Genomic DNA, 26,630 nt, shown 5'->3' with positions numbered 1-26,630 from the left:
GGGGGGCATGAGCGACCGCCCCTCTCCTCTCGCCGACCCGCACATCGCCTTCGACGTGTCCGAAGGACGCCGGGACATCGTCGTCCTCGGTTCGACCGGGTCCATCGGCACCCAGGCCATCGACCTGGTGCTGCGCAACCCCGACCGCTTCCGGGTCACCGCCCTGGCCGCCTCCGGCAGCCGGATCGGGCTGCTCGCCGAGCAGGCGCACCGGCTGAAGGTCCAGCAGGTCGCGGTCGCCCGCGAGGACGCGGTCGAGGAGTTGCGTACGGCCCTGAAGGCGCTGTACGGCTCCGAGCCGCTGCCCGAGCTCCTGGCGGGGCCGGACGCCGCGACCCGGCTGGCGGCCTCCCCGTGCCACACCGTCCTCAACGGCATCACCGGCTCCATCGGCCTCGCGCCCACCCTCGCCGCCCTCGAAGCGGGCCGCACCCTCGCCCTCGCCAACAAGGAGTCGCTGATCGTCGGCGGCCCCCTGGTGAAGGCGCTCGCGAAGCCGGGCCAGATCATCCCGGTCGACTCCGAGCACGCGGCCCTGTTCCAGGCACTCGCCGCCGGCACCCGCGCCGACGTCCGCAAGCTGGTCGTGACGGCCTCCGGCGGCCCCTTCCGCGGTCGTACGCGCGAGCAGTTGGCCCACGTGACCCGCGAGGACGCGCTCGCGCACCCCACCTGGGCGATGGGCCCGGTGATCACGGTCAACAGCGCGACCCTGGTGAACAAGGGCCTTGAGGTCATCGAGGCCCACCTGCTCTACGACATCCCGTTCGACCGCATCGAGGTCGTCGTCCACCCGCAGTCGTACGTCCACTCGATGGTCGAGTTCACGGACGGCTCCACGCTCGCCCAGGCCACCCCGCCGGACATGCGCGGCCCGATCGCCATCGGCATCGGCTGGCCCGAGCGGGTCCCGGACGCGGCCCCCGCCTTCGACTGGACCAAGGCCTCCACCTGGGAGTTCTTCCCGCTCGACACCGAGGCCTTCCCGTCCGTCGGCCTCGCCCGGCACGTGGGCGAGCTGGGCGGCACCGCCCCCGCCGTCTTCAACGCCGCGAACGAGGAGTGCGTCGAGGCGTTTCTCGCCGGACGCCTGCCGTTCAACGGAATCATGGATACGGTCACTGCGGTCGTCACCGAGCACGGGAACCCCGCCAAGGGAACCTCGCTCACGGTGTCGGACGTCCTCGAAGCGGAGACCTGGGCACGCGCCCGGGCCCGAGAGCTCGCAGCGAAGGCAACAGCGGAGGCCCGCGCATGACCGAAATGCTCCTGTACGCCCTGGGCATCGTGCTGTTCGCCCTCGGCCTCCTCGTCTCCATCGCGTGGCACGAGCTCGGCCACCTCTCCACGGCCAAGCTGTTCGGCATCCGCGTCCCGCAGTACATGGTCGGCTTCGGCCCCACGATCTGGTCGCGGAAGCGCGGCGAGACCGAGTACGGCATCAAGGCCATCCCGGCCGGCGGCTACATCCGCATGATCGGCATGTTCCCGCCCGGCGAGGACGGCAAGATCGAGGCCCGCTCCACCTCGCCGTGGCGCTCGATGATCGAGGACGCCCGCGAGGCCTCGTACGAGGAGCTCCTGCCCGGCGACGAGACGCGGCTGTTCTACACGCGCAAGCCGTGGAAGCGCGTCATCGTGATGTTCGCCGGACCGTTCATGAACCTGGTCCTGGCGGCGGTGCTGTTCTTCGGCTCGATGATGACGCTCGGCATCGAGGGCCAGACGACCCAGGTCGCCGGCGTCCAGAAGTGCGTCATCAAGCAGAGCGAGAAGCGCGACACGTGCAAGGCGGGCGACCCCGTCTCCCCGGCGTTCAAGGCCGGCCTGAAGGACGGCGACAAGATCGTCGCCTTCAACGGCACGCCGGTGTCCGACTGGGACACCCTCTCCGACCGCATCCGCCACACCATCGGCCCCGCCACGGTCACCGTCGAGCGGGCCGGACAGCGCATCGACCTGCACCCGACGCTGGTCTCCAACAGCGTCCCGAAGAAGGACGCGGACGGCAAGGTCGTCCAGCCGGTGACGTACGTCGACGCCGGCTACCTCGGCTTCGCCTCCAAGACCGAGGTCGCGCCCCTCAGCTTCGGCGAGACCACCGAGCGCATGACCGACCTCATGGAGAACGGCGTCCACTCGGTGATCGCCCTCCCCGGCAAGATCCCCGGCCTCTGGGACGCCACCTTCGGCGACGGCGAGCGCGCCGAGGACTCGCCGGTCGGTGTCGTCGGCGCGGCCAGGATCACCGGCGAGCTGATGACCGTCGAGGCACCGAAGACGACGATCCTCGTGATGTTCATGAACCTGCTGGTCATGTTCAACGTCTCGCTGTTCCTGTTCAACATGCTCCCGCTGCTGCCGCTCGACGGCGGTCACATCGCGGGCGCCCTGTGGGAGTCCCTGCGCCGTCACGTCGCCCGGATCTTCAAGCGCCCCGACCCCGGCCCGTTCGACGTGGCCAAGCTGATGCCCGCCGCCTACGTGGTGGCCGGTGTCTTCGTCTGCTTCACCCTGCTCGTGCTCGCCGCCGACATCGTCAACCCGGTGAAGATCACGTAGCTCCCAGGGGGGCCGCACCCGGTGGTGTCCGGCCCCCCGCCCCCGGGGCGGTAACCTCGGAACCCTGAGCCCGCCGACGCACAACCTTGAGGTTGCACTTCAGATGACCGCGATTTCTCTCGGTATCCCGACCGTTCCGACCCGGCTCGCCGAGCGGCGCAAGAGCCGCCAGATCCAGGTCGGCAGCGTGGCCGTCGGCGGTGACGCGCCCGTCTCCGTCCAGTCGATGACGACGACCCGCACCTCCGACATCGGCGCCACGCTCCAGCAGATCGCCGAGCTGACCGCCTCCGGCTGCCAGATCGTGCGCGTGGCCTGCCCGACCCAGGACGACGCCGACGCGCTCGCCACGATCGCCCGGAAGTCCTCCATCCCGGTCATCGCGGACATCCACTTCCAGCCGAAGTACGTCTTCGCCGCGATCGACGCCGGCTGCGCGGCCGTCCGCGTCAACCCCGGCAACATCAAGCAGTTCGACGACAAGGTCAAGGAGATCGCCAAGGCGGCCTCCGACGCCGGCACCCCGATCCGGATCGGCGTCAACGCCGGCTCGCTCGACGCCCGCCTCCTGAAGAAGTACGGCAAGGCCACCCCCGAGGCGCTCGTCGAGTCCGCCCTCTGGGAGGCGTCCCTCTTCGAGGAGCACGACTTCCGCGACATCAAGATCTCGGTCAAGCACAACGACCCGGTGATCATGGTCGAGGCCTACCGCCAGCTCGCCGCCCAGTGCGACTACCCGCTGCACCTCGGCGTCACCGAGGCGGGCCCGGCCTTCCAGGGCACCATCAAGTCGGCCGTCGCCTTCGGCGCCCTGCTCTCCCAGGGCATCGGCGACACCATCCGCGTCTCCCTCTCCGCGCCGCCGGCCGAGGAGATCAAGGTCGGCATGCAGATCCTGGAGTCGCTGAACCTGCGCCAGCGCCGCCTGGAGATCGTCTCCTGCCCGTCCTGCGGTCGCGCCCAGGTCGACGTCTACAAGCTCGCCGAGGAGGTCACCGCCGGCCTCGACGGCATGACCGTCCCGCTGCGCGTCGCCGTCATGGGCTGCGTCGTCAACGGCCCCGGCGAGGCCCGCGAGGCCGACCTCGGCGTCGCCTCCGGCAACGGCAAGGGCCAGATCTTCGTGAAGGGCGAGGTCATCAAGACCGTCCCCGAGTCGAAGATCGTCGAGACCCTCATCGAGGAAGCCCTCAAGATCGCCGAGCAGATGGAGAAGGACGGCGTCGCCAGCGGCGAGCCGACGGTCGCCATCGCCGGCTGACCCCGCGCGACGAGAAGCCCCTCCACCCCACCGGGTGGAGGGGCTTCTCGTTTGCGGCGAAGGCCGCCCCCCCCGGGACCGGCGGGCGAGCCGGAGGGGAGCGCCGGGGGAACAGGGCCGGGCGCGTGGAGCCCCCCGAGGCACGGGGGAGGCGAGCACGGTCGGCCCGGTGAGCCCGGCTCCAGCGCCCCGGAGGCGAACCCGAGCCCGAGAAAGGGACACGGGGGTACAGTGCGGAGACCAGCAGATCCGTCCCGTGAGGCCCCCTCGTGCTGACAGAGACCACCACTCGGGTCCTCGAACCCGCCGACCTCGGCGCCGCACTCGCCGTCCTGGAGAGCGCCCCCGTCGAGAACGCCTTCGTGACCGCCCGCGTCCAGGTCGCCGGGCTCGACCCCTGGCGCCTCGGCGGCGAGATGTGGGGCTGGTACACCGAGGGCAGACTGCGCTCGCTCTGCTACTCCGGCGCCAACCTCGTCCCCATCTGCGCCACCCCCGAGGCCGTCCGCGCCTTCGCCGACCGGGCCCGCAGGATCGGCCGCCGCTGCTCCTCGATCGTCGGCCCCGCCGAGGCCACCGGCGAGCTGTGGCGGCTCCTGGAGCCGTACTGGGGCCCCGCGAGGGACGTCAGGGCCCATCAGCCGCTCATGGTCGCCGAGGAGCCCTCCGCGACGGTCACGCCCGATCCGCTGGTCCGCCGCGTCCGCAAGGACGAGATGGAGGCGATCATGCCCGCCTGCGTGGCCATGTTCACCGAGGAGGTCGGCGTCTCCCCGCTCGCCAACGACGGCGGACTGCTCTACCAGGCCCGCGTCGCCGAACTCGTCGGCTCCGGCCGCTCCTTCGCCCGCATCGAGGACGGCAAGGTCGTCTTCAAGGCCGAGATCGGCGCCGCCACCCGCCAGGCCTGCCAGATCCAGGGCGTCTGGGTCGCCCCCGAGCACCGCGGCAAGCGCCTCTCCGAGACCGGCATGGCCGCCGTCCTCCAGTACGCCCTCGCCGACGTCGCCCCCGTCGTCAGCCTGTACGTCAACGACTACAACACCCCGGCGAGGGCCGCGTACCGCCGCGTCGGCTTCCGCGAGACCGGCGCCTTCATGAGCGTCCTGTTCTGAACGCGCTGTCCGGATGCGGGCGGTCGCTTGTAGGGTGCGCCGCATGGATGACGCTGAGGTCGTGATCGGTCCGGTCAATCTCGCCGCCCGGGTGGACGAGGCCCTCGCCGTGCAGGCGGTCGCCTTCGGCCTGGACGCCGGCGAGGTCGCCGTACGCCGCCACATCGTGCTGCGCCACCTCCTCAGCCCCGGCGCCCGCGCCTACGGGGCCACGACCCCCGACGGGCGGCTCGTCGGCTTCGTGTACGGGATGCCCAACGACCGCAGCCACTGGTGGTCCACCGTCGTCGAGACGTACCTGCGCGCCACCGGCACCGCCGACTGGCTCGACGACTCCTTCGTCATCACCGAGCTCCACGTCCACCCCGCCTTCCAGGGCCGCGGCGTCGGGCGCGAGCTGATCACCACCATCACCGACGGCGCCGCCGAGCCGCGCTCGATCCTCTCCGCGATCGACACCGAGAGCCCCGCCCGCGGCCTCTACCGGGCCCTCGGCTACGTCGACCTCGCCCGGCAGGTCCACTTCCCGAGCGCCCCCCGCCCGTACGCCGTCATGGGCGCCCCGCTGCCGCTCAAGCGCCGGAACTGATTTCTCCTGCCAGGGGCGGCCCGGCTAACCTCGGGGCCATCACCGTCCGTCCCTTCAGGAGTACGAGAACCATGGCCAACGCACCGGTCCAGCGCATGTCCCAGTTGATGGCGAAGACGCTGCGCGACGACCCGGCGGACGCCGAGGTCCTCAGCCACAAGCTCCTCGTCCGCGCCGGCTACGTCCGCCGCACCGCCGCCGGCATCTGGAGCTGGCTGCCGCTGGGCAAGAAGGTCCTCAACAACGTCGAGCGGATCGTCCGCGAGGAGATGGACGCCATCGGCGCGCAGGAGGTCACCCTGCCCGCCCTGCTGCCCCGCGAGCCCTACGAGGCCACCGGCCGCTGGGACGAGTACGGCGCCGAGCTCTTCCGCCTCCAGGACCGCAAGGGCGGCGACTACCTCCTCGGCCCGACCCACGAGGAGATCTTCACCCTCCTGGTCAAGGACCAGTGCTCGTCCTACAAGGACCTGCCGGTGATCCTCTACCAGATCCAGAACAAGTTCCGCGACGAGGCCCGCCCCCGCGCCGGCATCCTGCGCGGCCGCGAGTTCCTCATGAAGGACTCGTACTCCTTCGACACCGAGGACGAGGGCCTCGCCCAGTCCTACGCCCTGCACCGCCAGGCCTACCAGCGCGTCTTCGAGCGCCTCGGCCTCGACTACCGCATCGTCGCCGCCACGGCCGGCGCGATGGGCGGCTCGAAGTCCGAGGAGTTCCTCGCCCCCGCCGAGGCCGGCGAGGACACCTTCGCCGACTGCCCGAACTGCGACTTCGCGGCGAACACCGAGGCCGTCTCCTACGAGCTGCAGCCCGTCGACGGCTCCGCCGTCCCGGCCGCCGAGGAGATCCCCACCCCGGACACCCCCACCATCGAGACCCTCGCCGCCTCGCTCGGCGTCCCGGCCTCCGCCACCCTCAAGAACCTCCTGGTGAAGGTCGACGGCGAGATCGTCGCCGTCGGCGTGCCCGGCGACCGCGAGGTCGACATGGGCAAGGTCGAGGACCACTTCGCCCCGGCGACCGTCGAGATGGTCACCGAGAACGACTTCGCCGAGCGCCCCGACCTGGTCCGCGGCTACGTCGGCCCGCAGGGCCTCGGCAAGGTGAAGTACCTCGCCGACCCGCGTGTCGCCCCCGGCACCTCCTGGATCACCGGTGCCAACAAGGACGGCATGCACGCGAAGAACGTCGTCGCGGGCCGTGACTTCGAGGTCGAGGAGTACGTCGACGTCGTCGTCGTCCAGGAGGGCGACCCGTGCCCCAAGTGCGGCACCGGCCTCAAGCTGGACCGCGCCATCGAGATCGGCCACATCTTCCAGCTCGGCCGCAAGTACGCCGACGCCCTCAAGCTCGACGTCCTCGGCCAGAACGGCAAGCCGGTCCGCGTGACCATGGGCTCGTACGGCATCGGCGTCTCCCGCGCGGTCGCGGCGCTCGCCGAGCAGACGGCGGACGAGAAGGGCCTGTGCTGGCCCGCCGAGGTCGCCCCGGCCGACGTCCACGTCGTGGCGGCGGGCAAGGCGCTCCAGACGGAGCTGGCCCTCGAGGTCTCGGAGAAGCTCTCCGCGGCCGGCCTGCGCGTCCTCGTCGACGACCGCGCGGGCGTCTCCCCGGGCGTCAAGTTCACCGACGCGGAGCTCATGGGCGTCCCGAAGATCCTCGTCGCGGGCCGCCGCGCCGGCGAGGGCGTCGTGGAACTGAAGGACCGCCGTACGGGCGACCGCGAGGAACTGACGGTCGCCGAGGCCCTGGCCCGCCTGACGGCGTAACCCGAAGGCGCGAGGCCCCTTGCCGGGCCCCGCCCCCGACGGGCCGGCGCCCCTGCCGCCGTGTGGGCGATCGTCCCGCAGGGCGGGACGGCGCCCCTAGGGGCGGCCTCCGCGTTCCGCGCCCGGACCCGCACCACGTGCGTGCCGTCACTTGCGGTGCGGGTTCAGGCGCGGGGGCTTCTGGCGCCGGCAAGGGCGCGGGTCCGTTGTGCCCACCCTCCCCCAAGCTCTCGCTCTCGGCTTCGCTCGAGCAGGGGGACCCCCCTCGCCCGGCGGAACGCATGCCCACAACGGGGGCGCGGGCTCAAGCCGTGTCGGTGTCCCGGGGGACCGGGTCCACCGAGGAGCCCGTCAGGTCTTCGATCGCGTCGGCCGCCGCCGCGCGGCCCTTCAGGTACGCCTCGCTCAGCGGCGGTGCCGGCTCCGGTTCCGGTTGTTCCGGGGCCCCCGGCGTCGCCCGCTCCAGGAACCGCAGCAGTTCCACCGGAATCGGCAGGACCAGCGTCGAGTTCTTCTCCGCGGACACCGCCATCACCGTCTGCAGCAGCCGGAGCTGCAGCGCCGCCGGCTGGTCCGACATGACCCCCGCCGCCTCCGCGAGCTTCTTCGAGGCCTGGAGCTCCGCGTCCGCGTTGATCACGCGCGCCCGCCGCTCCCGGTCCGCCTCCGCCTGCCGGGCCATGGAGCGCTTCATCGTCTCCGGCAGCGACACGTCCTTGATCTCGACCCGGTCGATCGCGACGCCCCAGCCCATCGCCGGGCTGTCGAGCATCAGCTCGAGCCCCTGGTTGAGCTTCTCGCGGTTGGACAGCAGGTCGTCGAGGTCGCTCTTGCCGATGATCGACCGCAGCGAGGTCTGCGCCATCTGGGAGACCGCGAACTTGTAGTCCTCGACCCGCACCAGCGCGTCCGCCGCGTCGACGACCTTGAAGTAGACGACCGCGTCGACCCGTACCGTCACGTTGTCCCGGGTGATGCCCTCCTGCGCGGGCACGGGCATCGTGACGATCTGCATGTTCACCTTGTGCAGGCGGTCGACGATCGGGACGATCATCGTGAAGCCGGGGGAGCGGATGTCGTCGCGCAGCCGCCCGAAGCGGAAGACGACTCCGCGCTCGTACTGCTTGACCACCCGCGCCGCCGCGCCCGCGTACACCGCGGCCGCCGCGGCCGCGCCGGCCGCCGCCATCAGCAGCTCTTGGATCATCACGGCCCCCTGCATCGAGCCGAACGGTACAAAAAGGGTATTCCCCTACAGCCAGCTCGCGAACTCCAGAAGCAGCTCCGCGTCCTGCCGCCGTCCCGCCGTCAGCGCCCGCGTCCCCGACTCGACCGCGCGGAACAGCGTCCAGCCGCGCAGCCGCTCCCGGTCCAGGTCCAGGGAGTCCGCCAGCTTGTTGACCCGCCGCCGGGCCGCCGAGGCGCCGGAGGACGCGGCCACCAGGTCCTCGACCCGGTCCCGTACGAGCCGCGCGAGGTCGTAGGCCCGCTCGCCGACCAGCGGCTCGGGGCCGACGGCCAGCCAGGGCGTCCGGTCGCCGGCGAGCACCTTGCCCTGCCGGAAGTTCCCGTGCAGCAGCACCGTCTCCGCGCCGGCCGCCACCAGCTCCTCGCGGGCGGCGAGCGCCGCCGCCGTCAGCTCCGCGGTCGCCGCGTCCTCGCGGTACGGCTCCATCGCCCGCGCCTGCCGGGCCGTCCGCTCCGCCACCGTCTCGAAACCGTGCCCCGCCGGGGGTTCGACCCACAGCTTCCGTACGGTGCCCGCCGCCTCCAGGAGCGACTTCGCCTCCGGCAGGGAGCGCAGCGAGACCTCGGGGTGCAGCCGTTCGAGGACGAGCGCGCCCTCCCCGGCCTCGTCGAGGAGCTGGACCGCGCCCCAGCCGTTCCAGTGCGCCAGCGCGTCCCGCTCCAGGTCGGGGCGGGTGAACGGCGGTGCGATCTTGAGCGCGGCGGGGGAGCCGTCGGAGCGCCGGACGAGGACGACCAGGCTGCTCCGTCCGCCGGGGGCCATCACCCGTTCGGTGTCCAGCGACGCGCGGTCGAGCACCGTGCCGACGAGCTCGGGCAGCTTCCCGAGCCACTCGGCCGCCGCGGCGTCCCCGTACGTCTCACCGAGCGTCCTGGCCAGTCGCTGCGGCGGTTCGAAACCCATGCGTACGTTGTTCCTTCGGTCGGGACGGGACTACAGGGCGGGACTACACCCGCTCGGCGAGCCCAGGAAAGGTTACGTCGCTGCCGCGCCAGCGGACGGCGCGTACCGCCGCCTCCCGGAGCGCGGCGGCCGCCTCGCCCCGCGCGCGGCCCTCGGTGGCCCGCACGAGGTCGGAGTACACACCGGCCACCCGGTCCTCCAGAACCGCCGCGAGCCGCACCGCGCCGGCCCGGTCCGCGACGGCGAACGGCAGTTCGTACGCGGCCTCCGCCGCCACCGGCGTTCCGCCGAGGTCCCGTATCGTCCGGCGCAGCCCGTCCCGCCTGGCCCGGTGCGCCTCGTACGCGGCCGTGGCCTCGGCCCGCCGCTCGGTGCCGATCCGGCCGCCGACGACCCCGTACCCGTACACCGCTGCGTGCTCGGCCGCCAGCGCGGCCTGGGTCGCGTCGAGGGCGCTCATGCCCGGGCTCCTTCGGTCAGCAGGTAGGCGTGCGCGGCGCCCGCCGCCGCGACGGAGGCGAGCAGCCGGGCGTATTCGGGCGCGGCGGTGAGCAGCGCGGCCGCGTGCCCGTCGGCGGCGGTCCGCTCGGCGGCGGCGAGCTCCCTGAGGGCGGCCCGGGGGTCGGCCGCCACCCGTACGGCTCCGGAGGAGGCGACGGGATTCGCTGAGCCGGATGCGGATGCGGATGCGGCAGGGGCGGCGGGGCCCGTGGCCCCCGCCGGCTTGGCGGCCGTGACGCCCGCGCCCGGCGTCCCCCCGGGCGCGGGGGACGCGGTCCCGCCCTCCCCGAGCGCCTTCGCGTGTGCCGCCACCGCGCCCCGCAGCGGCGTCAGCCGGGAGGCCAGGGCCGGGTGGGCGGCGAGTGTCGCGTCGTAACGTTCCAGCAGGCTCCGCGCCGCGGTCACCGAGCGCAGCCGCAGGGCGGCCTCGGCGCGCGCCACCCGTTCGGCCTCCCGTTCGGCGGCGCTCGGCCGCCGGGGCCGCTCGCCGGGCGCGGAGGTGCAGCCCGCGAGGGCGGCCGCCCCCGCCGCGGCGCCCGCCACCAGGACCGCACGCCTGCCCGTCGTCGTCACGCCTTCTCCCTCGGCTGCCGTCCGTCGTCGAAGATCGTCGAGATCACCGCAGGCGAGCGTACCCGCGGGCCTCGGGGCGATGGACGGCAACACCCTCCCGGACCGGATACCCTTTGTGCTGACACGCGACGAACCCACAACAGCACACGCGGCCGAGGAGTCACCCGGATGAGCACCACCCAGAGCGACAGGCTGCGCGGACTCGTGGAGCCGCTCGTCGCCGCGAAGGACCTGGATCTGGAAGAGATCGAGGTGTCCCGGGCCGGCCGCCGCGGACTGCTGCGGATCGTCGTCGATTCGGACGAGGGCGTGGAGCTGGACGTCTGCGCCGAGCTGAGCCGCGAGATCTCCGAGAAGCTCGACGAGACCGACGCGATGGGTGACGGCGAGTACGTCCTCGAAGTCAGCTCTCCCGGCGCCGAGCGCCCCCTCACCGAGCACCGCCACTACGTGCGCGCCACCGGCCGCCTGGCGAAGCTCCAGCTCACCGAGGGCGGGGACCTGGTCGCGCGCATCCTCGCCGTGGACGAGGACGGCCTCGACATGGAGGTGCCGGGCGTGAAGGGGCGCAAGCCCACCGCCCGCCGGGTCGCTTTCGCCGACATCGCCAAGGCGCGTGTCGAGATCGAGTTCAACCGCAAGGACAAGAAGGAAGAGGAGGCGTAGCCGTGGACATCGACGTGAAGCTCCTGAAGGGCTTGGCACAGGAGAAGGAAATCTCCTTCGAGATGCTGGTCGAGGCGATCGAGTCGGCCCTCCTCATCGCATACCACCGCACCCCCGACGCCCGCCGCCACGCGCGCGTGGAGCTGAACCGGGCCACCGGCCACGTGACGGTGTGGGCGAAGGAGGACCCCTCCGACCTGGAGGAGGGCCAGGAGCCCAAGGACTTCGACGACACCCCGTCGGACTTCGGCCGGATCGCGGCGAGCACCGCGCGCCAGGTCATCCAGCAGCGGCTGCGGGACGCCGAGAACGACGTGACCTTCGGCGAGTACGCGCGCCGCGAGGGCGATGTCGTCGCCGGTGTGGTGCAGCAGGGCAAGGACCCGAAGAACGTCCTCGTCAAGCTGGACGACAAGCTGGAGGCCATCCTTCCGGTGCAGGAGCAGGTGCCGGGCGAGGACTACACGCACGGTCTGCGGCTGCGCACGTACGTCGTCCGCGTGGCGAAGGGTGTCCGCGGTCCGTCCGTCACCCTCTCGCGCACGCACCCCAACCTGGTGAAGAAGCTCTTCGCCCTGGAGGTGCCGGAGATCGCCGACGGCTCGGTCGAGATCGCGGCCATCGCCCGTGAGGCCGGTCACCGCACCAAGATCGCCGTCCGTTCCACCCGTTCGGGCCTGAACCCCAAGGGCGCCTGCATCGGCCCCATGGGCAGCCGCGTCCGCAACGTGATGGCGGAGCTGCTCGGCGAGAAGATCGACATCGTCGACTGGTCGGACGACCCGGCCGAGATGGTGGCGAACGCGCTCTCCCCGGCCCGGGTCTCCAAGGTCGAGATCGTCGACCTCGCCGCCCGCTCCGCGCGCGTGACGGTGCCGGACTACCAGCTGTCGCTGGCGATCGGCAAGGAGGGTCAGAACGCCCGCCTCGCCGCGCGCCTCACCGGCTGGCGGATCGACATCCGTCCGGACACGGAGCCGGCCGAGCCGCAGGGCTGAGACCGTTTTTGGCCAACAACTGTTCGATTCTTGCCCCAAACGGGTGGGGTCGGTACGGGGAGGTAGACTTAATCGTGTCTGGCCGGACGCATGCCTGCGCGTGCCCTGAGCGAACCTGTGTGGGATGCCGGGAGCGAGCGGCCAAGAGCGATCTGCTGCGGATCGTGGTGAACAAGGACGAGTGCGTTCCTGATCATCGCGGTACGCTGCCCGGCCGGGGTGCGTACCTGCACCCCGCCGTGGTCTGTCTCGACCTGGCGGTCCGCCGTCGGGCTTTCCCGAGGGCTTTCAAGGTCCAGGGGCCGCTCGACACCGAGGCGCTCCGCCACCACGTCGAGCAGACGGCACCGCAGTGAACAAGATGTACGGCACGGAACACCGTGCGGTCAGGTACCTCGCGAGTTGGAAGTAGGTCGAGATTGCGATGAGCACTCGATGAGTACGCGATGAGTACGCCCATGAAGTAGCAACGGTCCGGCGGTAACCGGACCTAAAAGGAGCGAAGTGGCTAAGGTCCGGGTATACGAACTCGCCAAGGAGTTCGGTGTGGAGAGCAAGGTCGTCATGGCCAAGCTCCAGGAACTCGGTGAATTCGTCCGTTCGGCGTCCTCGACGATCGAGGCGCCGGTCGTGCGCAAGTTGACTGACGCTTTGCAGGGTCCCGGCGGCAACGCCGGCAAGACCGCTGCCAAGCCCGGCGCGCCCCGCAAGGCTGCGCCTTCCCCCGCGGCGCCGTCTCCGGCCGCCGCGGCTCGTCCCGCTGCCCCCAAGCCCGGCGCCCCGGCCCCCAAGCCGGCCCCCGCCGCGCCTGCGGCGCCGGCCCCGGTCACTCCGGCCGCGCCCGCGAGCAGCACCCCCTCTCCGGCTCCGGCCGCCTCGGGCCCCCGCCCGGGCCCGAAGCCCGCGCCCAAGCCGGTCACACCGGCTCCGGCCGCCCCGGAGTTCACCGCGCCCCCGTCGGCTCCCGCCGCCGGTCCGCGTCCCGGTGGCGCCACCCCGGGCCCCCGTCCCACCGGCGAGCGTCCCGCCCGCCCGGGTCAGGGTGCCCCCCGCCCGCAGGGCCAGGGCGCTCCGCGCCCCGGCGGCCAGCAGGCCCCCCGTCCGGGCGGTCCCCGTCCGGCCGGTCCCCGTCCGGGCAACAACCCCTTCACCTCGGGTGGCTCCACCGGAATGGCGCGCCCGCAGGCGCCCCGTCCGGGTGGCGGCGCTCCCCGTCCCGGCGGCCCCGGTGCCGCTCCGGGCGCCCCGCGTCCGCAGGGTGGCCCCGGTGGCGCCCCGCGTCCGCAGGGTCAGGGCGGTGCCCGTCCCACCCCCGGTGGCATGCCTCGTCCGCAGGCTCCCCGTCCGGGCGGCGCGCCCGGCGGTAACCGTCCGAACCCGGGCATGATGCCGCAGCGTCCCGCTGCCGGCCCGCGTCCCGGCCCCGGCGGTCGTGGCCCCGGTGGCCCCGGCGGTCGTCCGGGCGGTCCCGGCGGTGGCGGCGGTCGTCCCGGCTTCGCCGGTCGTCCGGCCGGTCCCGGCGGTGGCGGCGGCGGCTTCGCCGGCCGTCCCGGTGGTCCCGGTGGCGGCGGCGGTCGTCCGGGTGGTCCCGGCGGCGGTGGCGGCGGCTTCGGCGGTCGTCCCGGCGGCTTCGGTGGCCGTCCCGGTGGTCCGGGTGGCCGTGGTGGCACGCAGGGCGCCTTCGGTCGTCCCGGCGGTCCCGCGCGTCGTGGTCGCAAGTCGAAGCGTCAGAGGCGCCAGGAGTACGAGGCCATGCAGGCCCCGTCCGTGGGCGGCGTGATGCTGCCTCGCGGCAACGGCGACACCATTCGCCTGTCGCGCGGTGCGTCCCTCACCGACTTCGCCGAGAAGATCGGCGCCAACCCGGCGTCGCTCGTCGCGGTCATGATGAACCTCGGCGAGATGGTCACGGCGACGCAGTCCGTCTCCGACGACACGCTCGTCATGCTGGCCGAAGAGATGAACTACGTCGTTCAGATCGTCAGCCCCGAGGAGGAGGACCGCGAGCTGCTCGAGTCCTTCGACATCGAGTTCGGCGAGGACGAGGGCGGCGAAGAGGCCCTGGTCTCCCGTCCGCCGGTCGTGACCGTCATGGGTCACGTCGACCACGGTAAGACCCGACTCCTCGACGCGATCCGCAAGACCAACGTGGTCGCGGGCGAGGCCGGTGGCATCACCCAGCACATCGGTGCCTACCAGGTCTCCACCCAGGTCAACGACGAAGAGCGTCGCATCACCTTCATCGACACCCCGGGTCACGAGGCGTTCACCGCCATGCGTGCCCGTGGTGCGAAGTCGACCGACATCGCGATCCTCGTGGTCGCGGCCAACGACGGCGTCATGCCGCAGACGATCGAGGCGCTCAACCACGCCAAGGCCGCCGGCGTCCCGATCGTCGTCGCGGTCAACAAGATCGACGTCGAGGGTGCCGACCCGGTCAAGGTCCGCGGCCAGCTGACCGAGTTCGGTCTGGTGGCCGAGGAGTACGGCGGCGACACGATGTTCGTCGACATCTCCGCCAAGCAGGGTCTGCACATCGACTCCCTGCTGGAGGCCGTCGTCCTCACCGCCGACGCCTCGCTGGACCTCCGGGCCAACCCGAACCAGGACGCGCAGGGTATTGCGATCGAGTCCCACCTCGACCGCGGTCGCGGTGCCGTCTCGACCGTCCTGGTCCAGCGCGGAACGCTGCGCATCGGCGACACGATGGTCGTCGGCGACGCGTACGGCCGCGTCCGGGCGATGCTCGACGACAAGGGCAACAACGTCGAGGAGGCGACCCCGTCGACTCCCGTCCTCGTCCTGGGTCTCACCAACGTCCCGGGTGCCGGCGACAACTTCCTGGTCGTCGACGAGGACCGTACGGCCCGTCAGATCGCCGAGAAGCGCGCTGCGCGTGAGCGCAACGCCGCTTTCGCCAAGCGCGTCCGCCGGGTGTCCCTCGAGGACCTCGACAAGGTGCTCAAGGCCGGTCTCGTCCAGGAACTCAACCTCATCATCAAGGGCGACGCGTCCGGTGCGGTCGAGGCCCTCGAGTCCTCGCTGCTCCAGCTCGACGTCGGCGAAGAGGTCGACATCCGCGTCCTGCACCGCGGTGTGGGTGCGGTCACCGAGTCGGACATCGACCTGGCCATGGGCTCCGACGCCATCGTCATCGGCTACAACGTCCGTGCGGCCGGCCGTGCCGCGCAGATGGCGGAGCGCGAGGGCGTCGACGTCCGGTACTACTCGGTCATCTACCAGGCGATCGAGGAGATCGAGGCGGCGCTCAAGGGCCTCCTCAAGCCGGAGTACGAAGAGGTCGAGCTCGGTACGGCGGAGATCCGCGAGGTCTTCCGCTCGTCCAAGCTGGGCAACATCGCCGGTGTCCTCATCCGCTCGGGCGAGGTCAAGCGCAACACCAAGGCGCGCCTCCTCCGCGACGGCAAGGTCATCGCGGAGAACCTCAACATCGAGGGTCTGCGCCGCTTCAAGGACGACGTCACCGAGATCCGCGAGGGCTTCGAGGGTGGTATCAACCTCGGAAACTTCAACGACATCAAGATCGACGACGTCATCGCGACGTACGAGATGCGCGAGAAGCCGCGCGCGTAACGCGTAGGGCTGCGTCCGGGGCCGGTCGGCGGAAGTATTTCCGTCGATCGGCCCCGGCCGTTGCGTGTACGGTTCTGGTGTCCCTGCCAAGCGACGGCGTGGCAGGCCACCGAACCCGAACCGGCGGGACATCCGGCACCGCATGTACGTGGGGACTCTGTCCTTCGACCTGCTCCTCGGCGACGTCCACTCGCTGAAGGAGAAACGCTCCGTCGTCCGGCCCATCGTCGCCGAGCTCCAGCGCAAGTTCTCCGTGAGCGCGGCAGAGGTGGGCGACCAGGACCTCCATCGCAGAGCCCGTCTCGGCGTCGCGCTGGTGTCCGGGGACGCGGGGTTCGTATCGGACGTGCTCGACCGCTGTGAGCGGCTCGTCGCCGCACGGCCGGAGGTGGAACTCCTTTCGGTGCGCCGAAGGCTCCACACTGATGAAGACTGATTTGAGCAAGGCAAAGAAGGAGAAGGACCAGTGGCCGACAACGCGCGGGCGAAGAAGCTGGCAGACCTCATCCGGGAGGTGGTCGCCGAGAAGCTGCAGCGCGGCATCAAGGACCCCCGCCTGGGCACGCACGTGACCATCACGGACACCCGCGTCACCGGCGACCTGCGGGAGGCCACGGTCTTCTACACGGTCTACGGCGACGACGAGGACCGCGCGAGCGCGGCGGCCGGTCTGGAGAGCGCCAAGGGCATCCTCCGTTCGGCCGTGGGCCGGGCGGCGGGGACCAAGTTCACCCCGACCCTGACCTTCGTGGCCGACGCCCTCCCGGAGAACGCCAGGACGATCGAGGACCTCCTCGACAAGGCGCGGGCCTCGGACGCCCAGGTGCGGGAGGCCTCCTCGGGCGCCACCTTCGCGGGCGACGCCGACCCCTACAAGAAGCCGGGCGAGGACGAAGCCGCCGAATGAGCACCTCGGGAAAGACGCCCGACGGGCTTGTCATCGTCGACAAGCCGTCGGGCTTCACTTCGCACGACGTCGTGGCCAAGATGCGGGGGATCGCCAAGACCCGCCGCGTCGGCCACGCCGGCACGCTCGACCCCATGGCCACGGGCGTCCTCGTCCTCGGCGTGGAGCGGGCGACCAAGCTCCTCGGTCACCTCGCGCTGACCGAGAAGGAGTACCTGGGCACCATCCGCCTGGGCCAGACGACGATCACCGACGACGCCGAGGGCGAGATCACGGCGTCGGTCGACGCTTCGAAGGTCACCCGCGAGCAGATCGACGCGGGCGTCGCCGAGCTGACCGGCGCCATCATGCAGGTGCCGTCGAAGGTCTCCGCCATCAAGATCGACGGCAAGCGGTCGTACGCGCGCGTGCGCGGCGGCGAGGAGTTCGAGATCCCGGCCCGCCCGGTCACCGTCTCCTCCTTCCGGGTGTACGACGTCCGCGAGGCCACGGCCGAGGACGGCACGCCCGTCGTCGACCTGGTCGTCTCGGTGGTCTGCTCCTCCGGTACGTACATCCGGGCGCTCGCCCGTGACCTCGGCTCCGGGCTCGGCGTCGGCGGCCACCTGACCGCGCTGCGGCGCACCCGGGTCGGCCCGTACAAGCTGGACAGCGCCCGCACCCTGGACCAGCTCCAGGAGGACCTCACGGTCATGCCGGTCGCCGACGCGGCCGCGGCGGCGTTCCCGCGCTGGGACGTCGACGAGAAGCGCGCCAAGCTGCTGCTCAACGGCGTCCGCCTGGAGATGCCGGAGTACCCGAAGGGGCCCGTCGCGGTCTTCGGACCCGAGGGGAAGCTGCTCGCGCTGGTCGAGGACCAGCGGGGCAAGGCGAAGAGCCTGGCGGTCTTCGGCTGAGCCGACGACCCCGTCGTGGGGGCGGGCACGCGCGCGTGCCCGCCCCCACGTCTTTCCCCCCTCGGTTTCCCCCGGATCGATCCTGTCCTGCCGAGCCGCCGAAATTCACCCCATCGGGGAGGCGCTCGGAGTGAACGGGGGAGTGTCGGGGGGCGCGTTTCCCCGCGGGCGCCTCCGGGTGATCACCGGCCGCCTACCGTCGACACCATGGGACGCGGGGACCTGGCGACGCTGGTACGGATCTGCGATCTGGCGGGCCGGCCACGCGGCACCGGTTTCCTCGCCGACCACCACGGAACGGTCGTCACCAGCCACGAAGCCGTCGACGGGCTCAGCCGTGTCGTCCTGCACGCCCCCGGCGACCGCAGCTGCCTCGCCGAGGCCGAGGCCGTCATCCCGCTGCCCGAGAGCGGCCTCGCGCTCGTCCGCACCGAAGGGCTCGGCGGCCGCCCGCTGCCGCTCGCGACCCGGCCCGAGATCGAACCCGGCACATACGTGCGGATCGCCGCCCAGGGCTGGCGCGAGGCCCGCGTCCTCGGCCCCGCCTCCGTCACGTACACCGCCGCCGACCGCTTCCACGCCCTCGCCGACGCCCTCGAACTCGCCATCGGCACCGAGGGCGCCGAGGCGCTCCGCCGCGGCGGCCAGGCCGCAGGCGGACCCGTCCTCGACACCGTCACCGGCACCGTCCTCGCCGTCCTCGGCACGGCCCTGCGCGGCGACCGCCGGGCCGCCGGGTACGCCGTGCCGGTCCGGCCCGCCGGGCCGCACCACGAGGGCCCGGCCGCTGTGCCGCCACGGCCCGCCGACCCGCTCACCGCCCTGCTGCGGCGCAACGCGGCCACCGTCCCCGCCTACGGACCCGACCTCAACCTCGCCGCGATCCTGGAACTCACCGCCACCTCCACCGGACCCGTACGCGAGCCCGACCCCTGGCCCGAGCCGGTCGAACGGCCCGACTGCGTGCGCGAGTTCGCCCGCTTCACGGCCGGCGACGCCCCGGTCCTCGCCCTCGTCGGCGCCCCCGGCACCGGCCGCACCACCGCCCTCGCCGCGCTCTGCGCCCGGCGCGCCCGGGGCGCCGCACCGGCCCCCACCGTCCGGCTGCGCGGCGCCGACCTGCGCGCCGAGGACGGCTCGCTCGCCGACGCCGTCGGCCGCGCCCTCCACCAGGCCGGGCGGATCGTCGCCGCGTCCGGGGCGCTCGGCGACACCACGACCGCCACCCCGGAGCGGGCCGCCGCCCTCGCCCGTGACGCGGGCCGCCCGCTCCTCGTCGTCGTCGACGGCCCCGAGGAGATGCCTCCGCTCCTCACCCACCGCCTCGCCGACTGGACGACGGCCACGGAGCGCTGGCTCCGCGCCCACGGGGCCCGGCTCGTCACGGCCTGCCGCCCGGAGCACTGGGAACAGGCCGGCGCGCTGTACGGCCCGGGGGCGCTGCACCGCCCGGCGGGGGTCCCGGGCCGGGCCACGACCGGCACCGTCGACGCCATGCCCGCCGCGGTCGTCCTCGGGCCGTACTCCGAGGCGGAGGCCCGTGCCGTACGCGAGGGCTACGGGATCGGGGAGACGGACCTCGCCCCGGCGGACGCCCGGCACCCGCTGGCCCTGCGGCTGCTCGCCGAGGTGCGGGCGGCGCTGCCGGGGGAGGTGCCGGGGCGGCCCGGGCGCGAGGAGATCTTCACGGCCTACCTGGACCTGATGTGCCTGCGGACCGCCGTCAGGATCGCCGCGGGCTCGCGCCCCCTGCCCCGGGGGACGGCCGTCCGCCGGCTCGCCGCGCGCGTGACGGGCCGACTGCACGAGGCGGCCCGCCGCTGCCTCGGCCCCGGGCACGGGGTCCTCGACCGGGCCTCCTTCGAGGAGCTGTTCCCCTGGCGGGAGGGCTGGGCCTCGGCCGTCCTCACCGAGGGCCTCCTCGTCCCGGCGGGTTCCGGCTACCGCTTCGCCCACGAGGAACTCGCCGACTGGGTCCAGGCGGCCCACCTGGACCTGGACACGGCCCTGCACGCCCTGGTCCACGGAAACCGGCCCATGGAGCAGCCCCGCGTGCCCGAGGCGACCCCACCGGGCACGCTCGGCGGTCCCGCGAGACGGGGCAGGGGCAGGCACGCCGCCCCCGAGGCGCCCGCCGGACCGGGCGCCCCTGCGGGTCCGGGAGCCACCGGCGGGAGCGCGGGACCGTCCGAGCCCGTGACGCCTGGCGGGCCGGGTGTCCCTGTCGGTCCGGGCGCCACCGGCGCGCTCGGGGCCGTGGAGGCCGGTGTGCCCTGGGCGTCCGGCGCGGCCGACCGGCCCGGCGGGTCCGGTCCGGGCGCCGGGGAGCAGGCCGAAGGCGGGTCGTTGCCCGTGCCCCGGCACCGGATCGGGCCCGTGCTGCAGGCTCTGCTGCTGCTCCATCGGGAGCGGGGGGTCGCCGGGCTCGAGCCCCGGTTGACCGGGCTCGTCGAGGCGCTCGGGTGGTTCGCTCGGGAGGGGCACGGTGGGGACGGGGGGTGGTGGGCCGCGCGATTGCTCGGGGAGAGCGTGCGGCGCGTGCCGGATCCGCGGCCGTACCTGCCCGTCCTGCGGCTGCTCGCGGACCAGGTCGGGGCCCACCCGGAGCACCATCCCGTCTTCGTCCCCTTCGGGACGGACTTCTGGCTGGCGCTGCCCGTCGGCGAGGACGAGCGGATCGATCTGCTGCGGCGGCTCGGGGGCCGCAGCCTCGACGCCGTCGCCGCGAAGCTGGCCGCCGATCCCCGGGGCGTCCAGCCGCTCCTGTGCCGCTGGTTCGGCGACCCCCGGCCCGACGTCGCCCGCGCCGCCCAGGCGCTCCTGCACACCCACCGCCGACTCGCCGTCGACGACCTCTGCGAGGCGCTCGTCGCCACCGCCCACCCCCTCGCCGACGGCCTCCTCGCCGCGCTCGCCGAGGACGAGCCCTCCGCGCTCTGCCGGGCCGTCGACCGCTGGGCCCACGACGACGGGCGCCCGGAGCGGCGCGTCGCGGCATCCGCGTACGGACACCTGGTCGCCGGGCACGCCGCCACCTCCGCCGACCGCGAGCTCCTCCGCTACGCCGCCCTCGCCCTGCTCGCCCGCCCCGGCGACCAGAGCCTCCACGGCCCCGCCCTCGGACTCCTCGTCCGCGACCCGCACACCCGCTCCCGCCACCTGCCCCGTGCCGTGGCCGAGCTCCGGGTGCCCGCCGCCGCGCTCACCGAGGCCCTCCCGACCCACCCCGAGGAGGTCCTCACGGCCTTCCGGGCCCGGCTGATCGGCATCGGCGAGGCCCCGGCCGCCGCCCTGCGGGCCCTCGCGGAGGTCGACACGCCCGCCCTCGCCCGCCGGATCGCCGCCCTCGTCCGCGACTACGCCGCCCGCCACCCCGAAGGCGCCCCGCTCGTCGCCGCCTTCGTCGACCGCCGCCTCGAGGACGGCCCCGCGGCAAGGGCGATCCTCTTCCCGCTGGTCACAGGCCTCATCCGGGGCCGCCCCGCTGCCCTCAGGCGCGCCCTCGCCCCCGTCCTCGCAGCCCCCGGCACCGGCGCCTCCCGCCATCTGCGGGCCGAACTGCTCGACGTACTCCTGGAGCACGAGCGGTACGAGGCCGAGGCCGGGCAGCTCACCGTCCTCGAGGCCCTCCTGCAGGCCGCCGCGGAGGGCGCGGAGCTGCGTACCGTCCCGCGCACCCGGGAGCTGACCCACCGGGTCGGCGCGCTGTGCGTCCGTACCCCCGAGGGCGCCTGGTGGCTCGACCGGGCCCTCGCCGGAGCCGTCCGCGAGCGGCCCGCCTTCGCCGCGCTCCTCGCCGCCTGGACCGTCTCAGCCCCCGCCGACTGGGCCCCGCTGCTCGGCCCGGAGACCCTCCAGGCGCTGCGGAGTCCCGGCACTGCCATGCCGATGCGTACCGACGGCCGTGGACATGGCAGTCTTAGACCTGCGTAAGGCGAACAGGGCGAACAGGCGGACGAGGAGCGGTCACAGTGCAGCGCTGGCGTGGCTTGGAGGACATCCCCCAGGACTGGGGACGCAGCGTCGTCACCATCGGCTCCTACGACGGGGTGCACCGCGGGCACCAGCTGATCATCGGGCGTGCCGTCGAGCGCGCCCGTGAGCTGGGCGTCCCCTCCGTCGTCGTCACCTTCGACCCGCACCCCTCCGAGGTCGTGCGCCCCGGCAGCCACCCGCCGCTGCTCGCCCCGCACCACCGGCGCGCCGAGCTGATCGAGGAGCTGGGGGTGGACGCGGTGCTCGTGCTGCCGTTCACCGCCGAGTTCTCCCAGCTGTCCCCGGCCGACTTCATCGTCAAGGTGCTCGTCGACAAGCTGCACGCGAAGGCCGTCATCGAGGGCCCCAACTTCCGTTTCGGGCACCGGGCCGCGGGCAACGTCGCGTTCCTGACCGAGCTGGGCGCCACGTACGACTACGAGGTCGAGGTCATCGACCTGTACGTCAGCGGGGCCGCCGGCGGCGGTCAGCCCTTCTCCTCCACCCTCACCCGCCGCCTGGTCGCCGAGGGCGACATGGCCGGCGCGGCCGAGATCCTCGGCCGGCCGCACCGGGTCGAGGGCATCGTCGTCCGCGGCGCGCAGCGCGGCCGCGAGCTCGGCTTCCCGACGGCCAACGTCGAGACCCTGCCGCACACGGCGATCCCGGCGGACGGCGTGTACGCGGGCTGGCTGACGGCCGCGGGGGAGCGGATGCCGGCGGCGATCTCGGTCGGCACGAACCCGCAGTTCGACGGCACGGAGCGGACCGTCGAGGCGTACGCGATCGACCGCGAGGGGCTCGACCTGTACGGGCTGCACGTGACGGTGGACTTCCTGGCGTACGTGCGGGGGATGCTGAAGTTCGACACGCTGGACGATCTGCTGCAGGCGATGGCGGGCGACGTGAAGCGGTGCCGGGAGCTGACGGAGGAGTACGACCGCGCCTGACCGGCGCGTCCGCCCCGCCTCGTGTGGGCACACGGGACGGTGCCCCTAGCGGCGCCTCCGCGTTCCGCGCCCTGGCCCGCACCACAAGTGCGCTGTGCACGGGGTGCGGGTCCGGGATCGGGAGCCTCTGGCGCCGGCAAGGGGCGCCGTCCGTTGTGCCCACCCGTTCCGCCCCGGCGGAACGACTGCCCACAACGGGGTGGGCACCGCCCCGGCGGAACGCATGCCCACAACGGCGGGGCGCGCCTCAGCCCCGCGTCACCCAGTGGCACGCCACCGACTCCCCGTCGCCGCCCAGGACCGGCAGGTCCTCGCCCCGGCAGCGGTCCGCGACCGTCGTCGCCTCGCCCGAGGCGAGGAGTTGGCAGCGGGCGTGGAAGCGGCAGCCGGAGGGGATGCGGGACGGGTCCGGGGGTTCGCCCGTCAGGACCACCGGAGCGTCCTCCGACTCCGGGAGCACCGACAACAGCGCCCGCGTGTACGGGTGCTGAGGGCTCGTCAGGACGGACTCCACCGGACCCGTCTCCACGACACGGCCCAGGTACATCACCGCCACCCGGTCCGCGATGTTCCACGCGAGCCCCAGGTCGTGCGTCACCACGAGCGCGGACAGGCCCAGTTCGTCGCGGAGGCGGAGCAGCAGCGCCAGGATCTCGCCCCGTACGGACGCGTCCAGGGACGCCACCGGCTCGTCGGCGACGATCAGTTCGGGCTCCAGGACCAGCGCGCCCGCGATGACCACGCGCTGCCGCTGCCCGCCGGACAGCTCGTGCGGGTAGCGCAGGAAGAAGCGCTCAGGGGGGCGGAGTCCCGCCCGGGACAGGGCCGCGGCGACCGCCGTCCGCTCGTCCCGTTCCGATCGGTGGACCCCGTGGATCCGCAGCCCCTCCGCCACCGCGTCGTACACGGTGTGCCGGGGGTTCAGCGAACCGCTCGGGTCCTGGAGGACCAGCTGCGCCCGCTTCCGGTAGGCCCTGAGCGCCCCGGAGGAGTACGCGAGCGGCCGGCCGTCGAAGGACACCGCGCCCGCCGTGGGCCGGACCAGGCCGAGCAGCGAGCGGGCCAGCGTCGTCTTGCCGCAGCCCGACTCGCCGACGAGGGCGACGATCTCGCCGGCGCCGATGTCCAGGTCCACGCCGTCCACCGCGCGTGCGGGCGGCGCGCCCCGCCGCCCCGGGAAGGTGACGTGCAGTCCGCGCGCCGACAGGAGGCTCATGCCGTGCTCCCCACGTGTACGCAGGCGGCCCGGCGCCCCGCGCCCGCCTCCCGCAGTTCCTGGTCCTGCTCCGCGCAGGCGTCCACCGCCACCGGGCAGCGCGGATGGAAGGTGCAGCCGCCGGGCAGGTCGGCCGGGTCCGGCGGGTCACCCGGCAGACCACGCGGCGCCCGCCGGGACGCGAGGTCCCCGATGCGGGGGAACGCCGAGGACAGCGCCCGCCCGTACGGGTGCTCGGCCGCCTCGTACACCGCCCGCGCGGGCCCCTCCTCGACGATCCGGCCCGCGTACATCACGGCGAGCCGGTCGCAGGTGTCGGCGAGGACCGCCAGGTCGTGGCTGATCATCAGGAGGCTGATGGACTGCTCGGCGACGAGCCGCTCGATCAGCCGCAGGATCTGCGCCTGGATCATCACGTCGAGCGCGGTCGTCGGTTCGTCCGCGACGATCAGGCGCGGGTCGCAGGCGAGCGCCATCGCGATCATCACGCGCTGCCGCTGCCCGCCGGACAGCTCGTGCGGATAGGCGGCGGCCCGGGCCGCCGGAAGCCCGACGTGTTCGAGCAGTTCGCCGACCCGCTTGCGGGCCGCCGCCGGGGTCGCCCGGCCGTGCACGAGCAGCGGCTCGGCGATCTGGTCGCCGATCCGGTGCACCGCGTTCAGGGAGTGCATCGCGCCCTGGAAGACGATCGACGCGCCCGCCCAGCGCACGGCCCGGAGGCGTCCCCACGACATGGCGAGGACGTCGTCGCCGTCGAGCAGGATCTCGCCCTCGATCCGCGCCGAGGCCGGAAGGAGCCGGAGGAGTGCGAGCGCGAGCGTGGACTTGCCGCAGCCCGACTCGCCGGCCACGCCCAGCTTGGTCCCCGACTCCAGGGTCAGGTCGACCCCGCGCACGGCGGGCACGGCGGCCGCGCCGGAGCCGTACGTCACCTTGAGGTCCCGTACCTCCAGGAGGCTCATCGCCCCACCCCCAGCTTCGGGTTCAGTACGGACTCCACGGCCCGGCCGCAGAGCGTGAACGCGAGCGCGACCAGGGCGATCGCGATCCCGGGCGGGGCCAGGTACCACCAGTGCCCGGAGGAGACGGCGCCCGCCTCCCGGGCGTCCTGGAGCATCCCGCCCCAGGACACGACGGTCGGGTCGCCGAGGCCGAGGAAGGCGAGGGTGGCCTCGGTGAGGATGGCGGTCGAGATGCCGAGGGTGGTCTGCGCGAGGACCAGCGGCATCACGTTCGGCAGGACGTGCCGGGTCATGACGTGCCGGTGGCCGCCGCCGAGCGCGGTCGCCCGTTCGATGTACGGGCGGGACTCCACCGCGATGGTCTGCGCCCGTACGAGCCGGGCGGTGGTCGGCCAGGACGTCACGCCGATGGCGAGTACCACCGTCCACATCGACCGGGACATGACGGTGGCGAGGACGATCGCGAGCACCAGCGTCGGCATCACCAGGAACCAGTCGGTGATCCGCATGACGACGGTCGAGAACCAGCCGCCGTAGTGCCCGGCGATGATGCCGACCAGGGTCCCGATGGCGACCGACAGGGTCGCTGCGAGCAGGCCGACGAGCAGCGAGATCCGGGCGCCCCAGATCAGCAGGCCGAGCAGCGAGCGCCCGAACTGGTCGGTGCCCAGCGGGAACTCGGCGCTCGGCGGCTCCAGGGCCGTGCCCGGCGCCTCCGTCACCGACTGGACGTCGGAGCCGACGGTCCACGGGGCGGTGAGCGCGAGCAGCGCGATCAGGACGAGGCCGGCCAGGCCGTAGAGCCCGGCGCGATGGGTCCGGTACGACGTCCAGAAGCGCGCGACCGAACCCTTGCGGCGCTCCCATGCGAGAGAGGTCATCGGCCCACCCGGGGGTCGAGCAGCGGATAGAGCAGGTCGGCGATCAGGTTCATCAGGATCATCGCTCCGGCGAAGACCACGAACAGGCCCTGCACGAGCGGCAGATCGGGCACGCTGAGCGCCTGGTAGAACAGCCCGCCGAGTCCCGGCCAGGAGAACACGGTCTCCACCAGGATCGAACCGGCCGCCACATGGCCCAGGTTGATGAAGATCATGGTGACGGTCGGAAGCAGTGCGTTCGGCACGGCGTGCTTGCGCCGCACGACGTCGTCCCGCAGCCCCTTCGCCCGCGCCGTCGTCAGGTAGTCGCCGCCCATCTCGTCGAGGAGCGAGGAGCGCATCACGAGCAGCGTCTGCGCGTAGCCGACGGCGACGAGCGTGACCACGGGCAGGACCAGGTGGTGGGCGACGTCCAGGACGTACGCGAAACCGGTCTCACCCGTCCCCGACTCCATGCCGCCGGTCGGGAAGAGCCCGGGGACCGGCCCCATGCCCACCGAGAAGACGATGATGAGGATCAGCCCGAGCCAGAAGGAGGGCACCGACCACAGGGTCAGCGCGATCCCCGTGTTCAGCTTGTCGCCGAGCCTGCCGTGCCGCCAGGCCGAGCGGGTGCCCAGCCAGAGACCGAGCGCCGAGTAGATCACCACGGCGACCCCGGTGAGCAGCAGCGTCGCGGGGAGCTTCTCCGCGATGAGGTCGCCGACGGGCGCGCGGAACTGGAACGAGGTGCCGAGGTCGCCGCTCAGCGCCTTGGCGCAGTAGTCGGTGAACTGCTGCCACAGTGGCAGGTCGAGACCGAACTGGCGGCGCAGTGTGGCGAGTTGCTCGGCCGAGGTGGGCACGCCGTGGGTCATCGCCTTCACCGGGTCACCGGGGATGATCCGGAACAGGAAGAAGCTGGTGACCAGGACGGCGAGGAGCGAGACGAGCGCGCCGCCGACCTTCCCCGCCGCATGGCGGAGATAGCCGAGGGAGGAACCGGTGCGGGGTGCGCCGTCCGTGGCGCGGGCCTTCTCGGCCCGCGCCACGTCGGCGGGGGTGCTTGCCGTCGTCACGT

At 73.2% G+C, this 26,630-nt stretch carries 23 protein-coding genes; 15 read left to right on the top strand and 8 right to left on the bottom strand.

Annotated features, from left to right (window positions below; all coding sequences use genetic code 11):
• The first annotated feature begins 7 nt into the window (after positions 1-7).
• The 6 genes from dxr (at position 8) to ACFYX3_RS17665 (ending at position 7,299) form a co-directional block, all read left to right on the top strand.
• Positions 8-1,258, top strand: coding sequence for a 1-deoxy-D-xylulose-5-phosphate reductoisomerase (gene dxr / locus ACFYX3_RS17690; RefSeq protein ID WP_389014033.1), 1,251 nt, complete (start codon positions 8-10; stop codon positions 1,256-1,258).
• The gene (locus ACFYX3_RS17685) at positions 1,255-2,562 is read left to right on the top strand and encodes a M50 family metallopeptidase (protein WP_389014030.1); all 1,308 of its coding nucleotides are present in this window, start codon (positions 1,255-1,257) and stop codon (positions 2,560-2,562) included. The genes dxr and ACFYX3_RS17685 overlap by 4 nt, the downstream gene beginning before the upstream one ends.
• A 103-nt stretch (positions 2,563-2,665) precedes the next feature.
• A complete protein-coding gene (ispG, locus tag ACFYX3_RS17680; RefSeq protein ID WP_352027831.1) occupies positions 2,666-3,823 on the top strand; it encodes a flavodoxin-dependent (E)-4-hydroxy-3-methylbut-2-enyl-diphosphate synthase in 1,158 nt (385 codons plus the stop codon).
• A gap of 269 nt (positions 3,824-4,092) precedes the next feature.
• On the top strand, positions 4,093-4,938 hold the full coding sequence (locus ACFYX3_RS17675; RefSeq protein ID WP_389014027.1) for a GNAT family N-acetyltransferase: 846 nt from the start codon (positions 4,093-4,095) through the stop codon (positions 4,936-4,938).
• Between the two features lie 43 nt (positions 4,939-4,981).
• Positions 4,982-5,527 carry a GNAT family N-acetyltransferase gene (locus ACFYX3_RS17670; protein ID WP_376591887.1) on the top strand — a complete coding sequence of 182 codons (546 nt, stop codon included), beginning with the start codon at positions 4,982-4,984 and terminating at the stop codon, positions 5,525-5,527.
• Between the two features lie 71 nt (positions 5,528-5,598).
• Positions 5,599-7,299, top strand: a complete 1,701-nt coding sequence (locus ACFYX3_RS17665; protein ID WP_116158565.1) for a proline--tRNA ligase — start codon at positions 5,599-5,601, stop codon at positions 7,297-7,299.
• Between the two features lie 304 nt (positions 7,300-7,603).
• Here ACFYX3_RS17665 and ACFYX3_RS17660 read toward each other — a convergent pair whose 3' ends face one another.
• Genes ACFYX3_RS17660 through ACFYX3_RS17645 form a run of 4 tightly spaced genes read right to left on the bottom strand, consistent with a single transcriptional unit; the run spans position 7,604 to position 10,525 of the window.
• A complete protein-coding gene (locus tag ACFYX3_RS17660; RefSeq protein ID WP_389014022.1) occupies positions 7,604-8,506 on the bottom strand; it encodes a slipin family protein in 903 nt (300 codons plus the stop codon).
• Between the two features lie 45 nt (positions 8,507-8,551).
• Complete coding sequence (locus ACFYX3_RS17655) at positions 8,552-9,451, bottom strand: aminoglycoside phosphotransferase family protein (RefSeq protein ID WP_376594947.1); 900 nt, start codon at positions 9,449-9,451, stop codon at positions 8,552-8,554.
• A 43-nt stretch (positions 9,452-9,494) separates the two neighbouring features.
• A complete protein-coding gene (locus tag ACFYX3_RS17650) occupies positions 9,495-9,911 on the bottom strand; it encodes a ferritin-like domain-containing protein (RefSeq protein ID WP_382663117.1) in 417 nt (138 codons plus the stop codon).
• Positions 9,908-10,525 carry a hypothetical protein gene (locus ACFYX3_RS17645; protein ID WP_389014018.1) on the bottom strand — a complete coding sequence of 206 codons (618 nt, stop codon included), beginning with the start codon at positions 10,523-10,525 and terminating at the stop codon, positions 9,908-9,910. The genes ACFYX3_RS17650 and ACFYX3_RS17645 overlap by 4 nt, the downstream gene beginning before the upstream one ends.
• 168 nt (positions 10,526-10,693) lie before the next feature.
• Between ACFYX3_RS17645 and rimP the strand changes: the two genes are divergently transcribed.
• From rimP to ACFYX3_RS17600, 9 genes are all read left to right on the top strand, one after another.
• Complete coding sequence (gene rimP / locus ACFYX3_RS17640; protein WP_389014015.1) at positions 10,694-11,191, top strand: ribosome maturation factor RimP; 498 nt, start codon at positions 10,694-10,696, stop codon at positions 11,189-11,191.
• Positions 11,192-11,193: 2 nt separating this feature from the next.
• Positions 11,194-12,189: a transcription termination factor NusA gene (nusA, locus tag ACFYX3_RS17635; RefSeq protein ID WP_376594950.1), complete on the top strand. Its 996-nt coding sequence runs from the start codon at positions 11,194-11,196 to the stop codon at positions 12,187-12,189.
• A gap of 74 nt (positions 12,190-12,263) precedes the next feature.
• Complete coding sequence (locus ACFYX3_RS17630) at positions 12,264-12,545, top strand: YlxR family protein (RefSeq protein ID WP_359515628.1); 282 nt, start codon at positions 12,264-12,266, stop codon at positions 12,543-12,545.
• Between the two features lie 148 nt (positions 12,546-12,693).
• Positions 12,694-15,783 carry a translation initiation factor IF-2 gene (infB, locus tag ACFYX3_RS17625; protein WP_389014010.1) on the top strand — a complete coding sequence of 1,030 codons (3,090 nt, stop codon included), beginning with the start codon at positions 12,694-12,696 and terminating at the stop codon, positions 15,781-15,783.
• Between the two features lie 142 nt (positions 15,784-15,925).
• Positions 15,926-16,219, top strand: coding sequence for a DUF503 domain-containing protein (locus tag ACFYX3_RS17620; RefSeq protein ID WP_116158557.1), 294 nt, complete (start codon positions 15,926-15,928; stop codon positions 16,217-16,219).
• Between the two features lie 30 nt (positions 16,220-16,249).
• Positions 16,250-16,690, top strand: coding sequence for a 30S ribosome-binding factor RbfA (gene rbfA / locus ACFYX3_RS17615; RefSeq protein WP_376594952.1), 441 nt, complete (start codon positions 16,250-16,252; stop codon positions 16,688-16,690).
• Complete coding sequence (gene truB, locus ACFYX3_RS17610; protein WP_389014006.1) at positions 16,687-17,586, top strand: tRNA pseudouridine(55) synthase TruB; 900 nt, start codon at positions 16,687-16,689, stop codon at positions 17,584-17,586. Before rbfA ends, truB begins: the two co-directional genes overlap by 4 nt.
• Before the next feature lie 207 nt (positions 17,587-17,793).
• The gene (locus ACFYX3_RS17605) at positions 17,794-21,519 is read left to right on the top strand and encodes a trypsin-like peptidase domain-containing protein (protein ID WP_389014003.1); all 3,726 of its coding nucleotides are present in this window, start codon (positions 17,794-17,796) and stop codon (positions 21,517-21,519) included.
• A 38-nt stretch (positions 21,520-21,557) separates the two neighbouring features.
• Positions 21,558-22,511 carry a bifunctional riboflavin kinase/FAD synthetase gene (locus ACFYX3_RS17600; protein WP_116158553.1) on the top strand — a complete coding sequence of 318 codons (954 nt, stop codon included), beginning with the start codon at positions 21,558-21,560 and terminating at the stop codon, positions 22,509-22,511.
• 247 nt (positions 22,512-22,758) lie between these two features.
• On the opposite strand, the gene ACFYX3_RS17595 is transcribed toward ACFYX3_RS17600, so the two are convergent.
• From ACFYX3_RS17595 to ACFYX3_RS17580, 4 genes are read right to left on the bottom strand one after another with little or no spacing between them, the layout of a single operon-like run.
• Entirely contained in the window at positions 22,759-23,727 is a 969-nt protein-coding gene (locus ACFYX3_RS17595; RefSeq protein ID WP_389013998.1) for an ABC transporter ATP-binding protein, read from the bottom strand.
• On the bottom strand, positions 23,724-24,689 hold the full coding sequence (locus tag ACFYX3_RS17590) for an ABC transporter ATP-binding protein (RefSeq protein WP_389013995.1): 966 nt from the start codon (positions 24,687-24,689) through the stop codon (positions 23,724-23,726). Before ACFYX3_RS17590 ends, ACFYX3_RS17595 begins: the two co-directional genes overlap by 4 nt.
• Positions 24,686-25,570: an ABC transporter permease gene (locus ACFYX3_RS17585; protein WP_382663135.1), complete on the bottom strand. Its 885-nt coding sequence runs from the start codon at positions 25,568-25,570 to the stop codon at positions 24,686-24,688. The genes ACFYX3_RS17590 and ACFYX3_RS17585 overlap by 4 nt, the downstream gene beginning before the upstream one ends.
• Entirely contained in the window at positions 25,567-26,628 is a 1,062-nt protein-coding gene (locus ACFYX3_RS17580; RefSeq protein ID WP_389013992.1) for an ABC transporter permease, read from the bottom strand. Before ACFYX3_RS17580 ends, ACFYX3_RS17585 begins: the two co-directional genes overlap by 4 nt.
• Positions 26,629-26,630 lie beyond the last annotated feature (2 nt).

Origin of the sequence: Streptomyces sp. NPDC002463 (assembly GCF_042889835.1) — a bacterium.
GTDB classification, from domain to species: Bacteria; Actinomycetota; Actinomycetes; order Streptomycetales; family Streptomycetaceae; genus Streptomyces; species Streptomyces nymphaeiformis.
Note: the sequence above shows the minus strand (reverse complement) of the source record. Positions and strands in the feature narration are given on the sequence as shown.

Bases quoted from the DNA above. Each gene is read 5' to 3' on its own strand.
- dxr (WP_389014033.1), top strand. From the start codon at position 8: ATGAGCGACCGCCCCTCTCCTCTCGCCGACCCGCACATCGCCTTCGAC.
- ACFYX3_RS17685 (WP_389014030.1), top strand. From the start codon at position 1,255: ATGACCGAAATGCTCCTGTACGCCCTGGGCATCGTGCTGTTCGCCCTC.
- ispG (WP_352027831.1), top strand. From the start codon at position 2,666: ATGACCGCGATTTCTCTCGGTATCCCGACCGTTCCGACCCGGCTCGCC.
- ACFYX3_RS17670 (WP_376591887.1), top strand. From the start codon at position 4,982: ATGGATGACGCTGAGGTCGTGATCGGTCCGGTCAATCTCGCCGCCCGG.
- ACFYX3_RS17665 (WP_116158565.1), top strand. From the start codon at position 5,599: ATGGCCAACGCACCGGTCCAGCGCATGTCCCAGTTGATGGCGAAGACG.
- ACFYX3_RS17660 (WP_389014022.1), bottom strand. From the start codon at position 8,506: ATGATCCAAGAGCTGCTGATGGCGGCGGCCGGCGCGGCCGCGGCGGCC.
- ACFYX3_RS17655 (WP_376594947.1), bottom strand. From the start codon at position 9,451: ATGGGTTTCGAACCGCCGCAGCGACTGGCCAGGACGCTCGGTGAGACG.
- ACFYX3_RS17650 (WP_382663117.1), bottom strand. From the start codon at position 9,911: ATGAGCGCCCTCGACGCGACCCAGGCCGCGCTGGCGGCCGAGCACGCA.
- rimP (WP_389014015.1), top strand. From the start codon at position 10,694: ATGAGCACCACCCAGAGCGACAGGCTGCGCGGACTCGTGGAGCCGCTC.
- ACFYX3_RS17620 (WP_116158557.1), top strand. From the start codon at position 15,926: ATGTACGTGGGGACTCTGTCCTTCGACCTGCTCCTCGGCGACGTCCAC.
- truB (WP_389014006.1), top strand. From the start codon at position 16,687: ATGAGCACCTCGGGAAAGACGCCCGACGGGCTTGTCATCGTCGACAAG.
- ACFYX3_RS17605 (WP_389014003.1), top strand. From the start codon at position 17,794: ATGGGACGCGGGGACCTGGCGACGCTGGTACGGATCTGCGATCTGGCG.
- ACFYX3_RS17595 (WP_389013998.1), bottom strand. From the start codon at position 23,727: ATGAGCCTCCTGTCGGCGCGCGGACTGCACGTCACCTTCCCGGGGCGG.
- ACFYX3_RS17590 (WP_389013995.1), bottom strand. From the start codon at position 24,689: ATGAGCCTCCTGGAGGTACGGGACCTCAAGGTGACGTACGGCTCCGGC.
- ACFYX3_RS17585 (WP_382663135.1), bottom strand. From the start codon at position 25,570: ATGACCTCTCTCGCATGGGAGCGCCGCAAGGGTTCGGTCGCGCGCTTC.